Source organism: Priestia megaterium (assembly GCF_009497655.1).
Classification (GTDB): domain Bacteria; phylum Bacillota; class Bacilli; order Bacillales; family Bacillaceae_H; genus Priestia; species Priestia zanthoxyli.
Window position 1 is genome coordinate 723,689 of sequence record NZ_CP023317.1, and the last position, 24,383, is coordinate 748,071.

At 37.8% G+C, this 24,383-nt stretch carries 22 protein-coding genes and 1 tRNA gene; 19 read left to right on the top strand and 4 right to left on the bottom strand.

All coding sequences use genetic code 11. The features are described from left to right. Positions 1–35: 35 nt before the first annotated feature. Positions 36–881, bottom strand: a complete 846-nt coding sequence (locus CEQ83_RS03805; protein WP_014461544.1) for a MurR/RpiR family transcriptional regulator — start codon at positions 879–881, stop codon at positions 36–38. A 150-nt stretch (positions 882–1,031) separates the two neighbouring features. Here CEQ83_RS03805 and gnd point away from each other — a divergent pair, with 150 nt between their 5' ends. From gnd to CEQ83_RS03830, 5 genes are all read left to right on the top strand, one after another. After that, the gene (gene gnd, locus CEQ83_RS03810) at positions 1,032–1,931 is read left to right on the top strand and encodes a phosphogluconate dehydrogenase (NAD(+)-dependent, decarboxylating) (protein WP_028412333.1); all 900 of its coding nucleotides are present in this window, start codon (positions 1,032–1,034) and stop codon (positions 1,929–1,931) included. 25 nt (positions 1,932–1,956) lie between these two features. Continuing rightward, the gene (gene gntK / locus CEQ83_RS03815) at positions 1,957–3,498 is read left to right on the top strand and encodes a gluconokinase (RefSeq protein ID WP_028412332.1); all 1,542 of its coding nucleotides are present in this window, start codon (positions 1,957–1,959) and stop codon (positions 3,496–3,498) included. A gap of 278 nt (positions 3,499–3,776) precedes the next feature. Further along, a complete protein-coding gene (locus CEQ83_RS03820) occupies positions 3,777–5,303 on the top strand; it encodes an NCS1 family nucleobase:cation symporter-1 (protein ID WP_033578068.1) in 1,527 nt (508 codons plus the stop codon). A gap of 269 nt (positions 5,304–5,572) precedes the next feature. Next, positions 5,573–6,901 carry a GntT/GntP/DsdX family permease gene (locus CEQ83_RS03825; protein WP_034269380.1) on the top strand — a complete coding sequence of 443 codons (1,329 nt, stop codon included), beginning with the start codon at positions 5,573–5,575 and terminating at the stop codon, positions 6,899–6,901. Between the two features lie 154 nt (positions 6,902–7,055). Continuing rightward, on the top strand, positions 7,056–7,667 hold the full coding sequence (locus CEQ83_RS03830; protein ID WP_063248132.1) for a DUF1349 domain-containing protein: 612 nt from the start codon (positions 7,056–7,058) through the stop codon (positions 7,665–7,667). A 38-nt stretch (positions 7,668–7,705) separates the two neighbouring features. Here CEQ83_RS03830 and CEQ83_RS03835 read toward each other — a convergent pair whose 3' ends face one another. Continuing rightward, entirely contained in the window at positions 7,706–8,326 is a 621-nt protein-coding gene (locus CEQ83_RS03835; RefSeq protein ID WP_028412328.1) for a YitT family protein, read from the bottom strand. 172 nt (positions 8,327–8,498) lie between these two features. On the opposite strand from CEQ83_RS03835, the gene CEQ83_RS03840 reads away from it, so the two are divergent. Then, positions 8,499–8,948, top strand: coding sequence for an Lrp/AsnC family transcriptional regulator (locus CEQ83_RS03840; protein WP_028412327.1), 450 nt, complete (start codon positions 8,499–8,501; stop codon positions 8,946–8,948). A 27-nt stretch (positions 8,949–8,975) separates the two neighbouring features. Here the strand turns inward: CEQ83_RS03840 and CEQ83_RS03845 are convergent, their stop codons facing one another. Continuing rightward, positions 8,976–9,731, bottom strand: a complete 756-nt coding sequence (locus tag CEQ83_RS03845) for an arylamine N-acetyltransferase family protein (protein WP_028412326.1) — start codon at positions 9,729–9,731, stop codon at positions 8,976–8,978. A gap of 334 nt (positions 9,732–10,065) precedes the next feature. On the opposite strand from CEQ83_RS03845, the gene CEQ83_RS03855 reads away from it, so the two are divergent. From CEQ83_RS03855 to CEQ83_RS03870, 4 genes are all read left to right on the top strand, one after another. Further along, positions 10,066–10,137: transfer RNA gene (locus CEQ83_RS03855), tRNA-Val, on the top strand. 160 nt (positions 10,138–10,297) lie between these two features. Then, positions 10,298–10,651, top strand: a complete 354-nt coding sequence (locus CEQ83_RS03860) for a hypothetical protein (RefSeq protein WP_034269391.1) — start codon at positions 10,298–10,300, stop codon at positions 10,649–10,651. Positions 10,652–10,845: 194 nt separating this feature from the next. Beyond that, on the top strand, positions 10,846–12,291 hold the full coding sequence (locus CEQ83_RS03865; protein WP_034269394.1) for a DEAD/DEAH box helicase: 1,446 nt from the start codon (positions 10,846–10,848) through the stop codon (positions 12,289–12,291). 64 nt (positions 12,292–12,355) lie between these two features. Beyond that, positions 12,356–12,985, top strand: a complete 630-nt coding sequence (locus tag CEQ83_RS03870) for a copper homeostasis protein CutC (RefSeq protein ID WP_033578077.1) — start codon at positions 12,356–12,358, stop codon at positions 12,983–12,985. Between the two features lie 289 nt (positions 12,986–13,274). Here CEQ83_RS03870 and CEQ83_RS03875 read toward each other — a convergent pair whose 3' ends face one another. Beyond that, positions 13,275–14,666 carry an amino acid permease gene (locus CEQ83_RS03875; protein WP_098113866.1) on the bottom strand — a complete coding sequence of 464 codons (1,392 nt, stop codon included), beginning with the start codon at positions 14,664–14,666 and terminating at the stop codon, positions 13,275–13,277. A 446-nt stretch (positions 14,667–15,112) separates the two neighbouring features. Between CEQ83_RS03875 and CEQ83_RS03880 the strand changes: the two genes are divergently transcribed. The 9 genes from CEQ83_RS03880 (at position 15,113) to CEQ83_RS03920 (ending at position 24,207) form a co-directional block, all read left to right on the top strand. Beyond that, positions 15,113–15,451 carry a YflT domain-containing protein gene (locus CEQ83_RS03880; RefSeq protein ID WP_048020044.1) on the top strand — a complete coding sequence of 113 codons (339 nt, stop codon included), beginning with the start codon at positions 15,113–15,115 and terminating at the stop codon, positions 15,449–15,451. A gap of 272 nt (positions 15,452–15,723) precedes the next feature. Further along, positions 15,724–16,446, top strand: coding sequence for an MBL fold metallo-hydrolase (locus CEQ83_RS03885; RefSeq protein ID WP_028412321.1), 723 nt, complete (start codon positions 15,724–15,726; stop codon positions 16,444–16,446). A gap of 4 nt (positions 16,447–16,450) precedes the next feature. Continuing rightward, entirely contained in the window at positions 16,451–17,029 is a 579-nt protein-coding gene (locus tag CEQ83_RS03890) for a TetR/AcrR family transcriptional regulator (RefSeq protein WP_047751634.1), read from the top strand. A gap of 259 nt (positions 17,030–17,288) precedes the next feature. Beyond that, the gene (locus CEQ83_RS03895; RefSeq protein WP_033578082.1) at positions 17,289–19,238 is read left to right on the top strand and encodes a BglG family transcription antiterminator; all 1,950 of its coding nucleotides are present in this window, start codon (positions 17,289–17,291) and stop codon (positions 19,236–19,238) included. A gap of 159 nt (positions 19,239–19,397) precedes the next feature. Beyond that, the gene (locus CEQ83_RS03900; protein WP_028412318.1) at positions 19,398–19,703 is read left to right on the top strand and encodes a PTS sugar transporter subunit IIB; all 306 of its coding nucleotides are present in this window, start codon (positions 19,398–19,400) and stop codon (positions 19,701–19,703) included. Between the two features lie 13 nt (positions 19,704–19,716). Continuing rightward, positions 19,717–21,075: a PTS cellobiose transporter subunit IIC gene (gene celB, locus CEQ83_RS03905; protein WP_098113868.1), complete on the top strand. Its 1,359-nt coding sequence runs from the start codon at positions 19,717–19,719 to the stop codon at positions 21,073–21,075. A gap of 13 nt (positions 21,076–21,088) precedes the next feature. Beyond that, complete coding sequence (locus CEQ83_RS03910) at positions 21,089–21,418, top strand: PTS lactose/cellobiose transporter subunit IIA (protein WP_034269415.1); 330 nt, start codon at positions 21,089–21,091, stop codon at positions 21,416–21,418. Then, positions 21,415–22,743, top strand: a complete 1,329-nt coding sequence (locus CEQ83_RS03915) for a 6-phospho-beta-glucosidase (RefSeq protein WP_034269418.1) — start codon at positions 21,415–21,417, stop codon at positions 22,741–22,743. Before CEQ83_RS03910 ends, CEQ83_RS03915 begins: the two co-directional genes overlap by 4 nt. 114 nt (positions 22,744–22,857) lie before the next feature. Beyond that, positions 22,858–24,207, top strand: coding sequence for a sigma 54-interacting transcriptional regulator (locus CEQ83_RS03920; protein ID WP_098113869.1), 1,350 nt, complete (start codon positions 22,858–22,860; stop codon positions 24,205–24,207). Positions 24,208–24,383 lie beyond the last annotated feature (176 nt).

The window sequence follows — 24,383 nt, forward strand, 5'->3', positions numbered from 1 at the left end:
GATGTTGTAGTTGAAGAATATATAAGGGCGAAACATTAAATTCTAGTTTCAGCAATAGCATCGCGTACTTTTTCAAGCGAGTGTTTAGAGGTGTCTTTATTCGCAATCATTACATTAACATACAAAGCATCAATGAGGCTTAGCTGTCCAATTCTCGAGGCGAGAGCTTCAGATCGATATTCGGTTTCTTCTGAACTTGTATAAAGAGAAACGTCAACGTTTTGACTTAATGGAGATTTAGGAAAACCCGTGATCCCAATCGTTTTGGCGCCGTTCGCTTTTGCTGTATTTAAAATGTTCATCGTGTCTTTATTTGTTCCAGAATGAGAAATCACTACCGCTACATCTTGTTTCGTCAATTGAGAAGCGGACATAAGCTGGAAATGGGAATCGATAAATGCAAACGTTTTAATTCCTGTTCGCACAAATTTATGAAAAGCATCCATAGCTACGACTGAAGAGCCTCCCGTGCCATAAAATTGAACTTTATCGGCCTTCATTAAAAGTTTGACGGCTTTTTCAATAGCATTGCCCTCTAGTATTTGTAATGTATTCTCAAGCGTTCGCACGTTGGAGCGAAAGATTTTTTCAGCGATCGTTTTTTCATTATCCGTTTCAGCAATTTCCTCGTGAATCTGCTGAATAGGCGTCATAATTTCAGCAGCCAGCGCTATTTTCATCGCCTGATAGCCCTTGAAGCCAATTCGTTTACAAAAGCGAAAGACTGTTGCATCAGCTACATTTAAATCGTCTGCTACTTCGTTAATGGTACTGTGAATAATTTGTTCCGGCTGTTCTAAAATATAATTTGCAATTTTTTTCTCTTTTTCACTGAATCTAGCATAGTGAGAACGAATTTTTCCTAAACAATTTTGCGTCATAACTGATGTTCCTTTCCACGAATTTAGTAGTAAAAAGAGTATAGCACAAAAATATGTGTGAAAAAAATTTTCTTGTAAACGATTGCAAAATGAAAAATAATTCGTATAATGGAGGTAATGTGAAATTTTTTTTCAAAGGGAGTTTATAAAATGAAAATTGGATTAATCGGTTTAGGAAAAATGGGATATAATTTATCATTAAATTTAATGGACAACCATCATGAAGTTGTAGCTTATGATGTGAATAAAGAAGCGGTAGAAAAACTTTCAAATGAAGGAGCAGCTGGTGCCTTTACTATTGAAGAGCTAGTCAACGAACTTCCCCCTTCACCTAAAGTTGTATGGGTTATGGTTCCGGCTGGAGAAGTAACGGAAAATGTGATTACAGAACTAAAAGACCTTCTGTCAGAAGGAGATATTGTAATAGATGGAGGAAACTCTAATTATAAAGAATCTGTTCGACGTGCTCAGGATCTTCAGGAAAAAGGTATTTACTTCTTTGATGTAGGGACAAGCGGCGGAATGGAAGGTGCAAGAAACGGAGCGTGTACAATGATTGGCGGAGATGCAGAAGCATTCCGTACAATTGAACCAATTTTTAGTGATATTTGCGTAGAAAATGGATTTATGTACGCAGGCAAAAGCGGAAGCGGTCACTTTTTAAAAATGGTTCATAATGGTGTAGAATATGGAATGATGCAATCCATTGCTGAAGGATTTGAAGTTCTGGAAAAAAGTCAGTTTGATTTCGACTATGAAGCCGTAGCGCGCGTTTGGAATAACGGATCTGTCGTTCGCTCTTGGTTAATGGAACTAACGGAAAATGCGTTTTCAAAAGATCCTAAACTAGATAGTATTAAAGGAGTCATGCAGTCTTCTGGTGAAGGGAAATGGACCGTAGAGACTGCCCTTGATCTTCAAACGGCAACTCCTGTTATTGCTTTATCGCTAATGATGCGCTATCGTTCATTAGAGGAAGATACATTTACAGGAAAAGTTGTAGCAGCACTTCGAAATGAATTCGGCGGTCACGGTGTTGTAAATAAGTAAAGTAGTAAAGTAGGGGGACAGCAGCATGAGCAAAAAATATGCAATAGGTGTAGATATCGGAACAACGAGTACAAAGTCTGTATTATTTTCAGTAGACGGTACAGTCATTGCTAACCATGGGATTGAGTATCCACTATACTCGCCTACGCCCGCGATGGCTGAGCAAGATCCTGAAGAAATTTTTCAAGCAGTTGTACGTACCATTCAAACGGTTGTAAAAACAAGCGATGTAAAACCTGAGGATATTTTATGCGTTTCATTCAGCTCAGCTATGCACAGTGTTATTGCCGTTGATCAGCAGGGAAAGCCGCTGACAAAATGTATTACGTGGGCCGATAATAGAAGTGCAGAATGGACGGAAAAAATTAAAAATGAATACAACGGCCATGAGATTTATTTACGTACAGGCACGCCTATTCACCCGATGTCGCCACTTTCCAAGCTAACATGGCTTTCTAATGAACAGCCTGAATTAGTGAAGGGAACACATAAGTTTATTTCAATTAAAGAATATGTATTCTTTAAGTTGTTTAACGAATATGTGATCGACTATTCGATTGCATCAGCAACAGGTTTATTTAATCTGAAAAATCTTGCGTGGGATGAAGAAGCATTAAAAGTAGCAGGTGTGACGACAGATCAGCTATCCACTCCTGTTTCAACTATGCATCAAGTGAAAGGGCTAAACACAGAGCTTGCAGTTGAGATGCACTTACTGCCGGATACGCCCTTTATTGTAGGTGCAAGCGATGGCGTATTATCAAACTTAGGTGTAAATGCGATTGAACCAGGCGTTGTTGCAGTAACAATTGGGACAAGCGGAGCTATTCGAGCAGTCACTGACAAGCCAGTAGTCGATCCTAAAGGTCGTATTTTCTGTTATGCGTTGACAGAAGACCACTGGGTAATTGGCGGCCCTGTAAATAACGGAGGCATGATTTTTAGATGGGCTCGTGATCAATTTGGAGCGTCGGAAGTCGAAACAGCTAAACGTCTTGGAAAAGATCCATATGAAGTATTAACGGATATTGCGGCTTTAGTGAAACCTGGAGCAGACGGCTTATTGTTTCATCCATACCTGTCAGGAGAGCGTGCGCCGCTTTGGGATGCAAATGCTAAAGGTTCGTTCTTTGGCCTAGGTTTGCATCATAAAAAAGAACATATGATTCGCGCCGTATTAGAAGGCGTTATTTTTAACTTGTATACGGTATTATTAGCACTTGAAGAGTTAATTGGAGAACCTACAAAAATTCAGGCAACAGGCGGATTTGCACGTTCCGCACTTTGGCGCCAAATGATGGCAGATATTTTTAACCAAGAAGTATCCGTGCCGGAAAGCTTTGAAAGTTCATGTCTAGGAGCAGTTATTCTTGGCTTATATAGCCTTGGCGAAGTCGACTCATTAAACGTTGTTTCCGATATGGTTGGAGCGACTAATCATCATTATCCAATCAAAGAAAACAGTGAAGTATATAAAGAGTTAACGACTATCTATATTCGTTTGGCTCGTTTATTTAAAGAAGAATACGAAAGCATTACGGCTTTTCAAAAAAAATACGTACATTAAGTTCAAAAATCATCGCTTGAAGCTTTCAGGCGATGATTTTTTGTGTGTTAGGTTATCTAACAACCAAAAGAGTTAACACTACACAATATATAAAAGTTCCCTCAAATAATGTTACAATTTGTCCAGTGTATCCCTGTTTCGCATTAAATATAATAAGGAATAACGTTAGTATTGATCACATACTAGAAGGAATCGTCACAAACGCCTTTATATTTCAGAAAATTCAAATAAAATTTGTTTTTTGAAATGAACTTATTTTATGAAAAGGGGTTTTATGGATGAAAACACAAATCGAGCAAGATGGAATTGTGACGCTCACAGATGAGACGCACAATCAGCTGAGCGGCAGCGATCTTTGGAATGAAGATTTACGTCCTACTACGATGAAAGAACATTCTTGGAAAGGAGTTAACTTTGCCACGCTTTGGATTGGGATGTGTCTGTGTATTCCAGCTTACACAATGGCGAGCGGAATGATGACGCTTGGAATGAACTGGTGGCAGGCAATTGGTACAATCTTTTTAGGAAATGTAATTGTTCTTATTCCTATTTTGCTTAATTCTCACGCTGGAACCAAGTTTGGCATTCCTTATCCGGTATTTGCCCGCCTGTGGTTTGGAGATAAAGGAGCACATATCCCAGCACTGGCTAGGGCTATTGTGGCTGCTGGATGGTTTGGAATTAATACATGGATTGGAACGGAAGCAATTGATACACTGCTAAGCGCTTCATTTTCATCTTGGAATGGTTTAGCTGGTCATACAGCCATTGTATTTGCTCTCTTTTGGCTTTTAAATGTAGGAGTGGCGTATAAAGGACCGCAAGCAATTAAAGTGTTAGGAGCGATTGCTGCTCCGGTTATTGGTATTTCAGCTATTATTCTTTTTATATGGGCTTATACAAACTCAGGAGGGTGGGGACCCATTTTATCTACGCCTTCTAAATTTACATCCACCGGAGAATTTCTAGCTGTATTTTTCCCTGCTTTAACCGGAGTCATTGCATTTTGGGCGACGCTCGCTTTGAACATTCCGGATTTTTGTCGATATGCTAGAAGCCAGAAATCCCAAATGGTTGCGCAAACCTTCTCCTTGCCGTTGACGATGAGTGTTTTTTCATTTATTGGAATTGCTGTTACCTCGGCAACCATCGTTATATTCGGAGAAGCTATTTGGGATCCAGTGGCGTTAGTAGCTAAATTCCCTCCGTTTATCATTTTCTTAGGAACAATCGTTATCGTGCTTTCTTCTTTAACGATTAATGTGGGAGCAAATATTGTGGCGCCGGCCCGTGCAATTGAGAATCTGAATCCAAAGAAAATCACGTTTGCGATGGGAGCGCTAGTAACCGGTATCTTTGCTATTTTGCTTCAGCCATGGTACATCATGTCTAATTTCGGGAATTATATCTTTGGATGGCTTGGAACATACGGAGCGCTGCTTGGTCCTATAGACGGCATCGCCATTGCTGACTACTGGCTTGTAAGAAGGAGACAGATGGCATTAAAGGATTTATACGAGGTAAACGGTCGCTATAGTTATTCAACTGGTTTTAATAAAAACGGTATTTATGCATTAGTAATTGGCGTGGCCATACCTGTTTTAGGCTTACTGATTCCTGGACTGCGCTTTTTATGGGATAATGCCTGGACATTTGGTCTATTCATTTCTATCATCGCCTATACGTATCTCATGAGAGGAGATAAAAGTGTATTAGCGCCGGGAGAATATGAAGAAATAACGTTAAAAACAAGCGAAAAACCAATTATCGACAGTCAAACCGCTGATCCCACCATCACTAAATAAATAAGATAAATCCAATCATTAACATGATTGGATTTTTTTATGAGTTGAAACTCTATGGAAGAAAATTGATAAAATTTTTTTGAGTTTTTTTATTGATTTAAGAATTTTTTTTTCATATAATTTAAGTAATAAAAAGATGAAATCGTTTTCTGATTTAATTAATGTAAACGATTTCGATAATTAAAACGTATTTTTTAAAAAATTAACAGGTTTAGAGCTTTTTTGCTACATAAAGAAAGCGTTTACTTAAGAGGAAGGTGGAAAGCAAGATGGATGCATACTTATTAGCTATTACGGTTGTCGCAATTGTTATTGTTATTGTAGGTGTTTCAGTTTTTAAATGGCATGCGTTTATCAGTTTAACGGTTGCGAGTTTGTTTTTAGCAATTGCTTCTGGGTTATCAATGGATAAAATTGTTGCCGCTTACGAAACGGGAGTGGGCGGTGTTTTAGGACACTTAGTAGGAATTTTAGCACTGGGAACAATTTTAGGTAAGCTGATGGCTGATTCAGGCGCTGGCATGCAGGTAGCGGATTATTTTGTAAGAATATTCGGTGTGAAAAGATTGCCGTGGGCAATGCTAGTAGCAGGTTTCATTATTGGTATTCCTGTTTTCTTCGAAGTAGGAATTTTAATCTTACTGCCTTTAGTTATTTCGATTCATAAAACAACAAAACAAAATATATTATTGATTGCTCTGCCAGTTATTGCAGGATTATCAATTGTTCACGGTCTCGTTCCTCCTCATCCGGGAGCGATGGCAGCTATTAGTATTTACGGAGCAAATACGGGGAAAGTGCTTTTATACGCGTTAATCATTTCAATTCCAGCAGCAGTTATCGCTGGACCAGTTTTTGCAAAATGGGTTAACAAACGAGTAATTCCAGAAGGAGAGCCGGATTTAATTCGTATCACGACAACATCTAAAGATCTTCCTGGTACAGGCGTTTCATTCTTTGTTATTTTACTTCCTGTTTTATTAATGGTTTTAGCAGCAATAGTGCCTATTATTAACGGATTGCCAAGCGGCGTAGTGAAGTTTGTAGAATTAATAGGAAGTCCATTAATTGCACTTTTAATTTCTTGTTTTGCAGCGTTTTACCTGCTTGGAAAACGTCAAGGTATGACAAAAGATGTGATTAAAAAACTAACGGAAGAATGCTTGCTTCCTGTAGGATCTATTGTCTTGATTATTGGTGCAGGCGGTGGCTTCAAACAAGTATTAATCGATAGTGGAGTAGGTACAACGATTGGTCAAATGTCTGAACATCTATCTCTATCACCACTTGTACTTGCATTTTTAATTGCTGGATTAATCCGTATCGCTACAGGTTCAGCAACAGTTGCATTAACAACAGCGGCGGGTATTGTTTCACCGATCATTGAGCACATGTCTGGTGTTAATTTAGAACTTCTGGTTATTGTTACGGGCGCGGGTTCACTAATGTTCTCTCACGTTAATGATGCTGGATTCTGGATGGTGAAGGAGTATTTAGGATTAACAGTAAAAGAAACGTTCAAAACATGGACTGTTCTGGAAACGCTTCTATCCTTTATTGCTTTTGCAGGAGCACTTATTCTAAATGCAATAATCTAAAAATAAGACTCTTTTACTCTATGTAAAAGAGTCTTATTTTTTTATGAAAGAAAAGAATTTACTAGAAAAATAATCAAAATATTTTATTTATTCGTTAAATTATGGCAAAATAGAAATAGAAGAACAATAGCTTCTAAGAAGGGAATGACAGAGAGTGAGTAATCAACTAGTATTTTTCACAAACTTTTCAGAAGGAAAATTAGATTCAGACGTTTCTTGGTATTGTCCACCAGCTCAATTTCAAATTGATACGGAAACGAATCGATTAGTGATTAAAACAGACGCTAAAACAGATTTTTGGCAGCGTACTCATTATGGCTTTGAAGCGGACAATGGACACTTTCTTTATCGTGAAGTAGAAGGCGACTTTGAAATCATGACAAAGGTGCATACATATCCAGTTAATCGCTACGATCAAGCAGGTCTCATGATTCGTGTATCAAAAGATACGTGGATCAAAACGTCAGTTGAATACAATCCCGATGGCCCTAACCAATTAGGAGCAGTCGTAACCAACCAGGGCTTCTCAGATTGGTCCAGTCAAAATTTTACTCAAAACAAATCAGCGCTTTATTTTAAAATTCAGCGCAAAAATGATGATTACACCGTTTGTTATTCAAGTGATGGAGATTCCTGGACTCAGCTCCGAATCGCTCACTTATTGCACTCATCCAAAGAACCTGTTCAAGTTGGGATTTACGCTTGTAGTCCTCAAGGAGAAGGATATGAGGCCCAATTTGATTTTATAAAAGTAGAAAAGCTTTAAACGAAAACCACGATTTAGTCACAGTTAAATCGTGGTTTTTATTTAGAGAGCACATTATCTAAAGGCTGTGTGGCAGCAGTGGGTGTCGATTGATTGTGTAAAGCAATTTTTTGTTTGAAATAGCTGATGACAAACCCTGTAATCGCAATGGACATAAAAGAGAAAATTCCTTTTGAAAATCCAATTGAATACATGCTCGACAGCACGACGAGGAAATCAAATGAAAAATTCACTTTTCCAGGATCCCAACCGAATTTTCGCTGCGCGAATAACGCTAGAATATTAGCACCCCCAAGAGAAGCTCCGTTCATAAATAAAATGGATAAGCCAAGACCGGCAATTAGTCCGCCCGTAACAGCACCCATCAGGCTGGGAAGTGTAAAAGCAGGAAGCAAGTGATCGAGTGAAGTGAGAAGTGATAGCAAAGACACTGATCCTATAGTTGTGACGGTAAATTTCCATCCCATTTGAAAGAAGGAAAAGAGATAAAAAGGAATATTAATGAGAAAAAAAATCACCGCAAACGACAAAGGAAGGGCATATGATAAGCTAAGAGACAGACCAGCTGTTCCCCCCGTCACTACGTGAGAGTGCCGCAAAATAAGAACACCAATACTTGCAATCGTACATCCAAGAATAATCCATAAAACTTTTTTCATAAATAAACCCCTTTGTTTGTTTTTTCGGAATTTTCATTTTCAATTATCTACTTTAATGATAGGATATTAAATAAAGAAAACACATGTATAAATGAAGGAAATAATACTTGTTCTGTTATCAACTTGAATAAAGATTTTATTTATTATATTCATTTTGAAAGGAAAGGTTTGTATGGATCAAATCGATGTACAATTATTGTCTATTTTGCAAAGAGACGGGCGTATGACGATTAGTGATTTATCAAAAAAGCTGGCTCTTAGCCGTCCAAGCGTATCAGAAAGGCTGCAGCGCCTTCAGGAACGAGGAGTGATACAGCGTTTCAGCGCTACGGTGTCTCCGAAAGCTTTAGGGAGAGATACACAGCTGTTTATTCAAGTAAGCGAATTAAAAAGAAAACCAGAGGAATTTGAAGACTTTATTGAGCAAAATGAAGATGTGCTTGAATGTCATCGCGTAACGGGACCGGTTTCTTATTTTATCAAAGCAGCCGTGTCTGGAATGGATGGACTTAGAATGCTCGTGGATGAACTGATTCCTTATGGAAATGTGAATACCTCAATTATTTTAAAGTCGCCTGTAGAAAACAGGATGATTACTCCTATACAAAAACCGACCCCATAAGAGGCCGGTTTTTTGTGTAAGGACATATTAATAAAACCCTTTAATAATATAAAAATGATTTTGCAAAATATCAGGAACTTCTTCTTCTGAAACGTTTCTTTTCGTCTTTTTTCCGCTGTCTGTTACAGTTAGTGTTTCACCAGAGAGGGTAATTCGCCCTGTAGGTGTTGCGATCGTAACAAGGCGTTTGTGTACAAACGGAGAATCAGCTGACGTTTGATTGAACTCACACATGGGAGTAAAGTCTGTCAGTTTCTTAGGAAGCGTAGACACACGGTACAGCGTTTTCCATACATCATCTTCCCATCGCTGCAAATCATACATATGCTCAGCAACGTTTGTCATACGATAAGAGCCGCTTACATCTCTTACTACTTCGCCATTTAAAGGCATTGGCTTGCGAACAGAATCTCCAAATCCAACGTCTACGATATAAGACTGATTTTTAACTGTCACAAGGTTTGTAGCGTGACTTCCTTCAATGGTCCACGTGCCATCGGGTTTTTTGACGGTAGCTGAAACGTACGAGACTTCATAACCGCTTTCTTTTAACAGCCAGCCAAATAAACCGTTTAATTCGTAGCAAAATCCTCCGCGCAAATTTACAATTACTTTTTGAAAGATCCGTTCTAAATCAATGATAATAGGAGTTTGAGACAAAACGTCTAAGTTCTCAAACGGAACATGAAGCATATGCTTGTTCTGTAAAGCAGCTAAGTTTTCATACGTTGGACTATCCGGTTTCTTAGCTAAAAACCGACTAAAATAATAATTAATATTCATCAAATACACCTCTTAGTGAATCATTTCTCTTTGTCTTTAAGCTTAGCAGAATATTCATGTAACAGCGTTTTTTTAATGGTTTCTTTGGAAGCAAATTCTTTCAATCTCAGCTTTTTGTTCTTTACTGACTTCTCTTAAAGGATTAGTGGCTAGAAAACATAGTGGACAGACAAAATCAAAATAAAATTCAGCGTGTGCTTTCATCCCGTCATGCTCCTTTATGGCATGTTTTTAGTTTATCAAAAGTAAAGACGGTTCTTCCAACTTGGGGACTGTGGAAAAATAGTTGACAAAATTGGATAACTCTTTCTATAATATAGTCAATACATATTACGAGCGATTAGTTCAGTGGGAGAATACATCCTTGACAGGGATGGGGTCGGGGGTTCGAATCCCTCATCGCTCATACCAAAGCCGTTTTCTTATTAATAAGAGAGCGGCTTTTTCACTTTCTTCATTGGTTTAGGAAGAATGCCACATTGTAAATCGTAATCATTACGTTTATAATAATTAAAACTAAATAAGTAAAACTATGATTTGTTTTAAAGTTGAAGGGTGGAGTGACCATGAATGAAAAGATGATGGAGGTTTTTGCAAGAGATATAATTGCTTCTCTTCCTTTTAACAAGCGAATGCTATATCAATTCATTGAGGGAGTCGAAGATCGTTTAGCGCAAAAAGCTGAGACGAAAAAACAGTTTTTAACACTCCTTAAACAGCAGTCTCCTCACCACCAAGCAGCTGAACGTTTTGGGATGAGCATTTACGAAACGGTTGCTTTAATGCACGAGATTGAAGACGAAATTAGTGAAAAGCTAGAAAAGAAATTAGATAAATACAAGTGGATAGATTGTACGGATTATGCTACATATTCAAAACAAACTATTAACAGTGCGCGCTATTATCTTATTATTTCTTAGTTAGTTTACTGATTTTGTATATTGTAGGTGTATGAACTGAAAATAAGTTGGACTTTAAAAATGAGTGTATATTCAAAAGCGGCTGATGTGATTTGAAATTTTGAGCGCGTATAGAAGAATTAAAGTATAATGAAACATAGTGCATCAGGTCATGATAAAGATAATCACTAATTTAAAATAAATGAGGGTACAAAATGAATCAAAGAAGTTTTAGTCAATACGGTCTTAGTGACAAGGTAGCTAAGGCACTTTCTAGCCTGCAATACAATCATCCTACGGAAGTACAAAGCAAGGTGCTTCCCATCGCGCTAGAAGAAAGAGATGTTGTCGTGAAGTCTCAAACAGGAAGTGGAAAAACGGCTTCCTTTGGCATTCCACTGTGTGAATTAGTTAATTGGGAAGAAAATAAGCCCCAGGCCTTAGTGTTAACGCCTACACGAGAGCTGGCTGCACAGGTAAAAGAAGATATTACCAATATCGGCCGTTTTAAGAGAATTAAAGCAGCAGCTGTCTATGGAAAATCACCATTTGCCAAGCAAAAAGTAGAATTAAAGCAAAAAACACATATTGTCGTGGGAACGCCTGGACGAGTGCTTGATCATATAGAAAAAGAAACGCTTGCATTAGAGAAAATTCGTTATTTGGTTATTGATGAAGCAGACGAAATGCTAAATATGGGTTTTATTGATCAAGTGGAAGCAATTATTCAACATCTTCCTAGTGAGCGTGTAACGATGCTTTTCTCGGCTACGCTTCCTGAAGATATTGAAGAGCTGTCTCGCAAATATATGAAGAAGCCGGTTGATGTTGAAATCAAAGCGAACGGATTAACAACAAGCACGATTGACCATTCTGTTATAACAGTACAAAATGAACGTAAATTTGAACTGCTGAAAGACGTAACTACAGTAGAAAATCCAGACAGCTGCATCATTTTTTGCCGCACGCAAGAGCAGGTAAATACGCTGTTAGATGATTTAGATGATCTTGGATATCCTTGTGATAAAATTCATGGGGCAATGGTGCAAGAAGACCGTTTTGAGGTTATGAATGATTTCAAAAAAGGGAAATTCCGCTATTTAGTAGCAACAGATGTAGCTGCGAGAGGAATTGATATTGATAATATCACGCACGTTATTAACTATGACCTTCCGTTGGAAAAAGAAAGCTACGTTCACCGTACGGGAAGAACGGGACGTGCCGGTAAAAAAGGGAAGGCTATCACATTTGTAACGCCTTATGAAGAGAGAATGCTATCGGAAATTGAAGAATATATTGGTTTTTCGATTCCAGTATCTACTCCTCCTTCTAAAGAAGAAGTACAGCAGGCAGCATTCGCTTTTAATGAAAAAATTAATGAGCGTCCAGAAGTTAAAAAAGATAAAAGCGAGTCATTAAATAAAGACATTATGAAGCTGTATTTTAACGGAGGAAAGAAAAAGAAAATTCGAGCGGTCGATTTTGTAGGAACAATCGCAAAATTAGACGGAGTAACCGCAGACGATATTGGAATTATTACGATTCAAGAAAATGTCTCGTATGTAGAGATTCTGAATGGAAAAGGTCCCAAAGTGTTGCAAGCAATGAAAAACAAAACAATTAAAGGAAAGAAATTAAAAGTTCATAAAGCGATTAAATAATAAAGGAAAGTCCATCTTTTTAAAGATGGGCTTTATTTATACAGCCAATAAAGGAGTTGAGAGTATGAAGTACATAAAAGAAGCGTGTGTAGAAGGGTATGAGCAGGCAAAAAAAGCGGAAAAGCTAGGAGCAGACCGCATTGAATTATGTGACAATCTCAGTCAAGGAGGCACTACGCCAAGTTACGGCACCATTCAACATGCAAGTGAACACCTTGATACAGATATCAACGTGATTATTCGCCCAAGAAGCGGTGATTTTTTATATTCCGAAGCAGAATTTCAAATTATGAAAAAAGACGTTAAAGCATGTAAAGACCTTGGAGTAAACGGAGTAGTATTCGGCATATTAACAGAAAAAAATGAAATCGATCACGGACGCACTAAAGAATTAATAGCAGAAGCTCGTCCTTTAAGCGTTACGTTTCATATGGCATTTGATGAGATTAAAGATAAATACAAAGCCATTGATATACTTAGTGAAATGGGAGCAGACCGCATTTTGACCAAAGGTGGGAAAGGGTCTGCTTTGCAAAACTTGCAGGTGATCCGAGAACTGATCACATACGCCAATGACCGTCTTATTATTTTGCCCGGCGGAGGAATTCATGAAGGCAACGCAGATCGGGTTATAAAAGACACACAGGCGACTGAATTACACGGAACAAAAATTGTAGGAGATTTATCGGATTAAATAAAAAGAGGCTGGGACAAAAGTATGTTAGTCAAAGTGAAAAACGAACCACTAATCAACATGTTTGATTGGTGGTTCGTTTTTTTGTGATGGTAAATATAGTTTTATGTGTTTCGTTCCTTCTAGCAGGTGATTGGAGGGCAAGGCGAAGACTCCTGCGGGAACAGCGCCCGCCCGCGGAAAGCGAAGCCTTGCACGGAAATCAACTGCGGTGTCATAAGCAGTCCAGCTCATCTATCTCACTTGTTCATCTTTAGGTTGGATCCATTTCGTTATGTCTCAACCTCTTTTATTTTGATGTGTTTTCTTTTGCTGCTAAGCTGCTCGTCATTTTGGTACGCTGAAAGAAAAACGAACCTACGACGAGTAAAGCAATTAAAAGAGTTAAAAAGAACTGCGAACGCAATGAATCAATAAATGCCATGGCAATAAAGATACTAGTGATGGCAAGGATTGTAGCGTAAGTTAAGTAAGGAAACAACCACATTTTAATTTTTAATGCTTCAGGGTTTTCTTTTTCATATTTTTTTCTCATTTTAATTTGTGAAAATGCAATAACGAGGTACACAAGAAGGGCTACGCCGCCTGATGCATTCACTAAGAACAAAAAGATTTTATCTGGCGAAATATAGTTAAAGATGACGCTGATGTACGAAATAACTGTACATGCTAATATCGCGCTAACCGGTACGCCTTTTTTATTTAATTTTGAAAAGCTTTTTGGCGCATTACCATTTTGAGACATGGAAAACAGCATACGAGAGCTTGTATACAAACCAGAATTCAGACAAGAAAGGACAGCTGTTAAAATAATAAAGTTCATAATTTGAGCGGCGGCCGGTATGTTTACTAATTCAAGAATAGAGACAAATGGGCTTTTCATTAGGCTTGATGAATTCCACGGAAGAACGGTTACTAAAATAAAAATAGATCCTAAATAGAAAAATAAAATACGATAAATAACGGTATTGGTCGCAATGGTAATGGCTTTTTCAGGTTGAGAAGATTCACCTGCCGCGGTTGCAACAATTTCTGTTCCCATAAAGGAGAACATGACAAGGGCGATTCCTAAAAATACAGAGCTAATTCCATTCGGTAAAAAGCCGCCTTTATGCAAAAGATTGGAAGTGCCGGGAGAATCAATTCCTGGAATGAATCCACAAATAATAGCAATACCTAAAAGTAAAAAAAGAACGATACTGACAACTTTAATGAGAGAAAACCAATATTCAAATTCTCCGAAAGATTTAACAGAGTACAGATTGGTCATCGTTAATAAAAAAGTAAGAGTCAGACTAACTCCCCAAGACGGTAAAGACGGGAACCAGTATTGAATAATATTTGCACCTGCAATGGCTTCAACAGCAATAACGATAACCCAGAAAAACCAGTAGAGCCAGCCAATTGTGTAGCCGGCCCAAGGGCCTAATGCCTCTTTTGCATAAGTGGAAAACGAACCGCTGGAAGGATTTGCAGTAGACATTTCTCCAAGCATTCGCATGACTAAAATAACGAGTAAACCAGCAAATGCGTACGAAAAAATAGAGCCGGGTCCAGCGGTGTTAATGAGTGATCCGCTTCCAATAAACAATCCAGCGCCAATAATTCCTCCAAGAGAAATCATGGTGATATGCCGGATCTTTAACTCTTTTTTTAACTGTGGCTGTGGATGGCTGTTCATTTGTAACCTCCTATATAACCTGAATTTTTAGTTAATACGGAGAATTATAGTATGTTATAAGGTGCAAGGACAGGATGTTGTTAGAAGTTCTTTCATATAAAAAAACGGATATGAATGGTTGCATTCATATCCGGCTTACTCTGACACAGACATTCATTATGCGTAGAAAGTACCTGATTAGCGCCTTTTTTCTTTATTATAATAAGCAATGCAGATGAATTTTTTATGAATGGTAGCTGAAAATAAGCTGAATGATTGTTTTAGATACGTTAATCAAAAGAGATATACATCCGATTAAAGGATAATATGGAATGATATTCAAACTCTCCGTAAAGCACTAAATGCGGGTTTTCCTTTCTGAAAACGGGTATATATAGTAGTAAGAAGTTCATTCTTTTGCTAAGTATAAAAGAAAGATGTGCGATAGAAACAGGAGGTTATAAATAATGAAACATGTTGAAGTAGTAGAAAACGGAGCGAATATTAACGAAGCAGTTAATCAATTTGCAGATAAAGGTTTTGAGAAAAATGAAGTATACGTGTTTACCTATGACAAGGAAAATTCTAAAAATTTAACAGAAGTAACGGACACAAATATTATTCGACTGTCTGAAGAAGGTCCTTTACATTCAGCAGCGAGTTTATTTTTAACAAGAGAAGATGAGCTTCGAACAAAAATGGCTGCGCTAGGTTTATCAAAAGACGAAACAAAAAAATATGAAGAAGAGTTAAAGAAAGGCAGTGCGATTGTAGTGGCTGCTACGGGAGAAAGAAAAGACGTTTAATTAGGGCAAAAGTAGTTTAGTTAAAGTAAGATTCGAACGCGGTTGATTCTCTATCAAGAATCAGCCGCGTTCGGATTTTTTTGTGGGGACGGTGTAACAAGTGATCTATACGAGCTCCTTTATTCCATTTGTTCGTCTTTAAATTCACTCGATTTCGTTATGTCTCACACTCTTTTTTGTTTTTTCCAATATATGATTGATAAAACTAATGGTATTAGTTAAAATAAAAACTAATACCATTAGTTTTTATTTTGATAATAGGGGATGAGGAAATGAGAATAGTTCGTGAGAAAATGTTGTATCAATTGACGTTTTTGCCTCGGTTTTTTCCAGTGAATTGTTATTTAGTCGAAGAGAAAGACAGTCTTACGTTAATTGATGCGGCTCTTCCTTACAGCGCGTCAGGTATTTTGAAAGCTGCAGATCAAATTGGAAAACCGATTACTCGAATTGTTTTTACTCATACTCATGAAGATCACATCGGAGCGATTGATAATGTGAAGAAAAGTTTGCCGAATGCTTCTGTTTATATGTCGCAAAGAGATTATCGATTATTTTCAGGAGACTTCACACTCAATTCTGAAGAACCTCAAAACCCAATCCGTGGAGGAATACCAAAACTAGGAAAGATTTCAACTAAAATTGATCATTTCATCGAAGAAGAGTCTTATATAGGCTCACTTGCCCCTATTTTTACACCTGGACATACACCTGGGTCTATGTCTTTTTTAGACCAGAGAACGAACGCATTAATTGCGGGAGATTCTTTCCAAGTGCGGGGAGGAGTTGCCGTATCAGGTCAGTTAAAACCGCTGTTTCCGTTTCCTGCCTTTGGAACGTGGAGCAAAGAGCTAGCGCTTAAAAGTGCAGAAAAGCTATATGAATTAAACCCGTCACTTCTTGCTGTTGGACACGGAAGAATGCTTTCTCAACCGCTAAAAATGATGGAAAAAGCAATACAACAAGCAAAAGTAAAAATAGAAAAGAGGAGATGAAGGGATGTCGCCACGACAAGGACTAGATTTCAAAAAGGTTATTCAAACAGGTGAAAATTTGGCCAATCGTGAAGGGTTTTATGCTGTTACAATTGCTTCATTAGCCAAAGAATTAGATGTTCGCCCTCCGTCTTTGTATAATCATATAAAAGGGTTAGAAGAGCTGCGCAAAGAACTGGCTTTAAGCGGACTGCAGCAGCTACACTATCTTCTAAAAAGTGCTGTTGAACATGCTTCTGCAGAAGACGCTGTTTATCAGCTAAGTAAAGCGTACGTTTCATTTGTAAGAAAGTCTCCCGGAATATACGAAGCAACGGCAACGGTGGCACCAACGATACAGGATGAAGAAGTACAAAAAGCATCTGATAACATCGTATTTTTAGTGCTGGAGGTGTTAAAACCGTATCATCTTCCGGAAAGTGAAGCCCTTCATGCTGTTAGAAGTCTCCGCAGCATTTTACATGGATTTTCTTCTTTGGAGCAAAAAGGGGGATTTGGCATGCCGTTGAGTACTGATGAGACACTAGATTTTTTAATTCGTACGTTTGTATTGGGGCTACACCGGTATGAACAGACTCCATAAATTTCATTAATGCCACTAAGCCTAACGCTTTAATGGAAATTGAAAAAAAACAGAAAGAATGATAGATTACAAATAAAGACATTTATTCCTATTGTTTTAGGGTTGTTACTGATGAAGCAGGCAAAACCTAAGCTGCAAGGACAGAAAAGGTAGTTTCTGTTTGTTGCTGTTTAGGTATTTTTTGCTTTTGTTTAAAATAACCAGCTCTTTTAATTTATTTTATAAAGGGGAAATCTTCTGAGAATGGAGAGAAACAAACATGCTTAATTCAAGAATGATCGTCATATTAAGAGAACTAATGTCCGTACAGTCTACATTATCAACCGTTACGAGCGAATATTTAGCAACAGTAAATCAGGTATCTTCTCGAACTATTCGAACGGATATAAAACAGTTAGATGACATGTTGTCTCAGTACGGGGCCAAAATTAAATCAGCTCGAGGGACGGGATATGAACTTAGCGTTTTAGATGAAAAACAATTTCATCAGCTATTAAAAGAACTTTCGGCTAATCAATTATTTGATTCAACTTCTATTCCAACCGTTCCTGATGACCGCGTGCATTATTTAATTAAAAGACTGCTGCTAGCAGACGGATATTTGAAGCTCGAAGATTTAGCAGACGAGTTATATATTAGCAAATCAACGGTTCAAAACGATTTAAGAGATGTTAAAAAACAGCTGTGTAAGTATGATATTCTTTTAGAAAAACGTCCTAACTATGGCTTGAAAGCTAAAGGGGACGAAATGAAAATGAGATTTTGTATGTCTGAGTACATATTTAACCGAAAAGATAAAGAAGTAGATATGGTATACAATGAAATATCCATCCTGCCCCAAGAATCAATCTTAACGATTAAAGCCCACATTTTAAATCAAATAAAACGATACAATATTATGGTTTCAGATATTGGATTAAATAATTTAATCATTCATTTAGCAATAGCTTGTAAGCGAATACAAGAAGAAAATTTTATCTCTTTGTATTCAGAAGACTTGCTTGAAATTATGGAGCATAAAGAATATGAAGTAGCAGCTGAAATTGTGAGGGAAATTGAAAAGGCATTCAAGATTCGTTTTCCGAAATCAGAAACAGCGTATATCGCCATTCATTTGCTAGGTACAAAAATGCTCAACAGTAGCAATCATGAAGACAAAGAAGTGAAGCAGTTTATTGCCGCAGATATTTATGAATTAACAGCGGCTATATTAGAAGCAATTGAAAAAGAGCTTCATTTAGGAATTAGTGAAGATTCAGAGTTGATTCTTGGCATGAGTTTGCATTTGAAACCGGCTATCAACCGCTATAAATATGGAATGAATCTGCGAAACCCGATGCTTGAAGGAATTAAGAGTCATTACCCTCTTGCTTTTGAAGCTGGAATTATTGCCGGGAAGGTTTTAAAAAATCGCCTTGAAATTGACATGCATGAAACGGAAATTGGCTATTTAGCTTTACATATTGGAGGGGCCATTGAACGTCGGAAAATTATCAATCAGCCTAAGCGCTGTTTGATTGTATGCGCATCGGGAGTAGGGAGTGCCAAGCTATTATCATATAAGCTGCAGGCTACGTTTGGATTAAATCTTACTATTTTAGGAACAACTCAGTATTATAAGCTTCACCAAATGTCGCTGCACTCTTTAGATTTTATTGTTAGTACCATTCCAATTCCAGAGGATCTTCCTGTTCCTGTAGTACAAGTAAGTACAATTCTAGGAAACAATGATTTTAAAAAAATTGAATGTTTAATGAAGAATAAACCGCAGTCTTCGTTAGAATACACGAAAAAAGAATTAGTATATTTACAGCAAGAATTTCAAACAAGAGAAGAAGTGCTTCATTTTTTAGGAGAGAAATTAACTCATCTAGGACTAGTTCCTTTTCAATTTATAGAATCTGTTTTTGAAAGAGAAGCTGCATCCCCAACAAGTTTTGGCAATCTCGTTGCGATTCCGCATCCTATGGTTCCTCAAACCGATACGACGTTTTGGGCCATTTGCACGTTAAAAAAACCGATTATGTGGGAAGGAAATCTTGTGCAATTTATTTGTCTTTTAAGTGTAAAAGCGAATAATCAAGGCGATTTGCAGAAGATGTACAGTTTGTTGGTTCGCGTTGTGGATGACAAGCAGGTCGTGCAGCGCTTAGTAAAGTGCAAGGATTATGAGGAGTTTATAGAGGTATTTATGAAAAATATTAGATAAAAGAAGTCCAAGAGAGGGGCTTCTTCTTTTATCTGAATGTTCAAACATAATTTTTCCGTTACTAACGGAAAAAGGTTGTGTATAAATGTAAGCGCTTTTATTTTAAGATAAAACTATCAACAAAACAGATAGCAAAATAAAAAAACGGGGGAATGACAGATGAATATTCTATTATGTTGTGCAGCTGGAATGTCTACAAGTTTACTAGTAACAAAAATGGAAAAAAGTGCTCAGGACCAAAGCACGGAGTATAAAATTTGGGCAGTTCCTGGTGACTCTGTTCGCAATCATATTGATCAAGCAGATGTACTGTTATTAGGACCTCAAGTGCGCTACTTGCTGCCGCAGCTTAAGAAGCTAGGTGAAGAAAAAGGAGTGCCAGTTGACGTTATAAATCCTGTTCACTACGGAACGTGTAATGGAGAACAAGTGTTAAAATTTGCAGCTCAACTAGTTTCAAAATAGGAGTGTGGACTACATGAGCAAATTTAATAGTATGCTTGAAAGCAAAGTAATGCCTATCGCCGGAAAAATGGCAGGTCAACGCCATTTACAAGCACTTCGAGACGGTATTGTTCTAACAATGCCGCTCATTATTATCGGTTCCGTATTTTTAATACTATCGAATTTACCGATACCAGGTTACAACGACTTTATGGCAGGGATTTTCGGAAAAGAATGGGCCACAAAAATGGCGTATCCAGTTGGAGCTACATTCGATATTATGGCGCTGCTTGCTTGTTTCGGAATAGCCTATCGATTAGCTGAAAAATATGGAGTAGACGCTTTGTCCGCAGGTGCTATTTCACTTGCTGCCTTTTTACTTGCTACTCCGTATAAAGTGTCGTTTCTCCCAAGCGGCGCTAAAGAAGCTATTTTAGTAGACGGCGGAATTCCAACCGCTTTAATGGGAAGTAAAGGACTTTTCGTAGCAATGATTGTCGCGATTCTCTCTACGGAAATTTACAGATGGTTTATTCAAAAAGATATTGTCATCAAGATGCCTGATGGAGTTCCACCCGCTGTTGGAAAATCGTTTGCCGCTCTTATTCCTGGCTTCACGGTAATAGCATTTATTTGGATTTTACGTTTGTTAGTAGAACAAACGCATTTTGGAAGTCTGCATAATATCGTTGGAGAATTGCTTGGAAAGCCTTTAGGTGTGTTAGGCGGCAGTTTAGGCGGTACGCTAGTTGCCGAGCTTGTTATTATGCTCATGTGGTCTTGTGGACTTCATGGAGCGAATATTGTCGGTGGAATTATGGCTCCAATTTGGTATGGAGCTATGGATGAAAACAGAATTGCATTTGCTAACCATGAAGTATTACCCAATATTTTCACACAGCAGTTCTTTGACATTTGGATTAATATCGGAGGCAGCGGAGCGACACTAGCTCTAGTCGTTGCCATGATTTTAAAAGCGCGCAGTCAACAAATGAAGCAGCTTGGTAAATTAGGAATAGGGCCAGCTCTTTTTAATATCAATGAGCCGATTATCTTTGGACTTCCGATGGTGATGAATCCAATGATGCTTATTCCGTTTATTATTACCCCTCTTGTGACGGTAGTAGCAACCTATATTGCCATGTCGACAGGACTGGTAGCAAAACCAGCAGGTATTGCGGTTCCTTGGACCATGCCTCCGATTATTTCTGGCTATTTGGCCACAGGAGGAAAATTATCGGGTGCAGTTATGCAAGCTATTAACATCGGCATTTCTGTTTGCATTTATTATCCTTTCTTTAGAATGTGGGATAAACAAAAATTCACTGAAGAACATGGTATACAGCCTGCAGTTGAAGGGGTACCAAGTGATACACAGAAAGATATTGTGTGAGGAGGGATAAAGAATGGAAAGCGTTCAAGAATATATTTTTAAATTAATCTTACACGGTGGAAACGGCAGAAGTTCAGCAATGGAAGCGATAGCGGCTGCCAAAAAGGGAGATTTTTCAGAAGCGCGTGAAAAGCTTACACAAGCTTCTGAAGAATTAAATGCTGCTCATCATATCCAAACGTCGTTAATTCAAGGAGAAATTAGAGGGGATAGCACAGAAATTTCTCTGCTCATGATTCATGCTCAAGATCATTTAATGAATGCGATGACGGTAAAAGAAATGGCTACTGAATTTGTAGATTTATATGAAGCAATCAAAATTTCTGGGGGGATTACATTATGACAAAAGGTATTAAAATTGTAACGATTGGCGGAGGTTCAAGCTATACGCCTGAACTAATAGAAGGGTTTATTAAACGATATGATGAACTTCCAGTTCGAGAACTGTGGCTAGTAGACGTGGAAGAAGGAAAAGAAAAATTAGAGATTGTTGGAAATTTAGCGAAGAGAATGGTGAAAAAATCAGGTTTGCCAATCGAGGTTCATTTAACGTTAAATCGAAGAGAAGCACTAAAAGATGCGGATTTCGTAACAACTCAATTTCGCGTTGGCTTGTTAGATGCACGAGCGAAAGATGAAAGAATCCCGCTTAAATACGGGGTGCTCGGTCAAGAAACAAACGGACCGGGAGGATTATTTAAAGGACTTCGCACCATTCCCGTTATTTTAGATATCTGCCGTGACATTGAAGAGTTATGTCCAGAAGCTTGGCTGATTAACTTCACAAATCCTGCTGGCATGGTAACAGAAGCTGTGCTTCGCTATAGTAACATTAAAAAGATTGTAGGACTTTGTAATGTGCCAATCGGAATGGAAATGGGGATTGCTAAGCTGCTTGATGTAGACCACTCTCGCATTCGAATTGATTTTGCTGGTTTAAATCACATGGTCTACGGATTAGATGTATATGTAGATGGTGTAAGTGTCAAAGATCAAGTTATTGATTTATTGAGTGATCCAACTAACAGCAGCTTTGTGAAAAATGTAGCAGGACTTGGATGGGAGCCAGAATTCACAAAAGCGCTAAATGCGTTAACGTGTCCATATCACATGTACTATTATAAAACGCGTGAAATGGTAGAAAAAGAGCTTGTTAATTATGAAAAAGGTGAAACCAGAGCAGAAGTCGTGAAACAGTTGGAAAAAGAGCTGTTTGAACTGTACAAAGATCCTAACCTAGACATTAAACCGCCTCAATTGGAACAGCGCGGAGGTGCTTATTATAGTGATGCAGCGGTTCGATTGATTACATCCATTTATACGGATAAAGGCGATATTCAACCTGTAAACACAGTGAACAATGGCGCTATTGCAAGCATTCCAGCTGATTCTGCTGTAGAAGTAAGCTGTATCATTACAAAAGATGGTCCAAAGCCAATTTCAGTCGGCGATCTTCCCGTACCTGTCCGCGGTCTTGTTCAAACCATTAAGTCATTTGAGCGGATTGCAGCTGAAGCAGCAGTGACAGGAGATTATGACAAAGCTATTTTAGCATTAACCATTAATCCTCTTGTTGCTTCTGATAAACTAGCTAAACAAATCGTCGATGAGATGTTAGAAGCTCATAAAGATTACTTGCCTCAATTTTTTAAAACGGTTCAAGCTTAAAGTCAAGCTGTTCGAATACAGTACGTATTCGAACAGCTTTTTTGTATAAAAGATATCTATTGTTTTTACTCTTTTCCATTTATACTAAGACACAAGACTCAGGGGGGATACAGCGTGAATAGGAAGAGAGAAGAACTAAATAGTATTGATGAAATAGCGGATGGAGAATTAAAAACTATTTTTGATATTTCTCATGATGCTATTTATATGTCTGATGGAGAAGGAAGAACATTAAAGGTAAGTTCGGGGTGTGAAAGGATATGGGGATACAAGGAAACAGAGTTGCTTGGAAAAACGGTTTATGAGTTAGAAAAAGAGGGGGCATACAGTCCATCGATTACGAGGCTTGTGTTAGAAAAGAAAGAAAAAGTATCAATGATTCAAGTTACAAAGTTGGGAAGGCGATTAAAAGTAATAGGTGCACCAATAAAAAATACGAAGGGGGACATTATTCGAGTCGTTAATATTTCAAAAGATATTACGGAACAGAACCAGTCTTTACAAAACGAAAAAAAAATTGCTCCATTTGAACATCTTCCTCAGGGTCAGATGGAAAGGTTGAATAACAAAAAGGTAAAGCAGATGTACATTTTGAGCGAAAACGAAGAAATGAAAACAGCGGTTTCTAGAGCTGAGAGAGCAGCTTTAGTAGAATCTAGTGTGTTAATCCATGGAGAAAGTGGAGTTGGTAAAGAAACCATGGCATATTTCATTCACGAGCGTAGTCCACGGAACAAAGGGCCGTTTGTAACAGTTCGTTGTGGTGCAATTTTATTATCTAATATAGAAAAGGAGATTTTTGGGCAAGGGGAGGGAATAGGAGCAATTGAAAAAGCCGGCGGCGGTACGGTTTTTTTAGATGAAATTGATTTATTGCCTTTGCCACTACAGCTGAAGTTATCTTACCTCGTAGAACAGCAATTAACATCCTCATATACTAGTGCTCGGTTTATTACGGGGACTTCAACTAATTTAACGGAAAGTATAAAAATAGGGAAATTTAGAAAAGAGCTGTATTATCAGCTAAGTATTATCCCTATTCAAATACCTCCGCTTCGAAACAGAAAAGAAGATATTATTCCATTGACGTTACATTTTTTAGAGAAAATTAATTTCTTGTATGAAAGTAAGAAAAAGCTACATCCTAGGCTGTTGAAAAAACTACAAAACTACTACAGCTGGCCAGGAAATGTTCGAGAGCTTAAAGCGTTAGTAGAGCGATTATTTGTATTAACAGAAGGAGAGTGGATTCAAGAAGAACAGTTAATGAGTGACATACTAGTAAGTGCAAAAAATGAAAAGAAAATTGAAATTCATGAGCTAATGCCTTTAAAAGCCGCGGTTCATTTAGTAGAACAAGAATTGCTGAGAAAGGCTAAGAAGAAATATAAATCCACTACACAAATAGCAAGAGCGCTGGGCGTTAATCAGTCTACAATTAGTAGGAAGCTAAGCCGCTTTTAATCGAAATAAAATGCCTATGCAAAAGTGCATAAATTATAAAAGGAGGGAGATAAACTCTGTAACTATCAAATTTTTATAAGAAATACGTTCACAAAAACTTATGCATAGACGCATAAGTTTCTTTTTTTATGAGATTGAATTTTCAGAAAATAATTGATATTAATAATAAAGTAGAG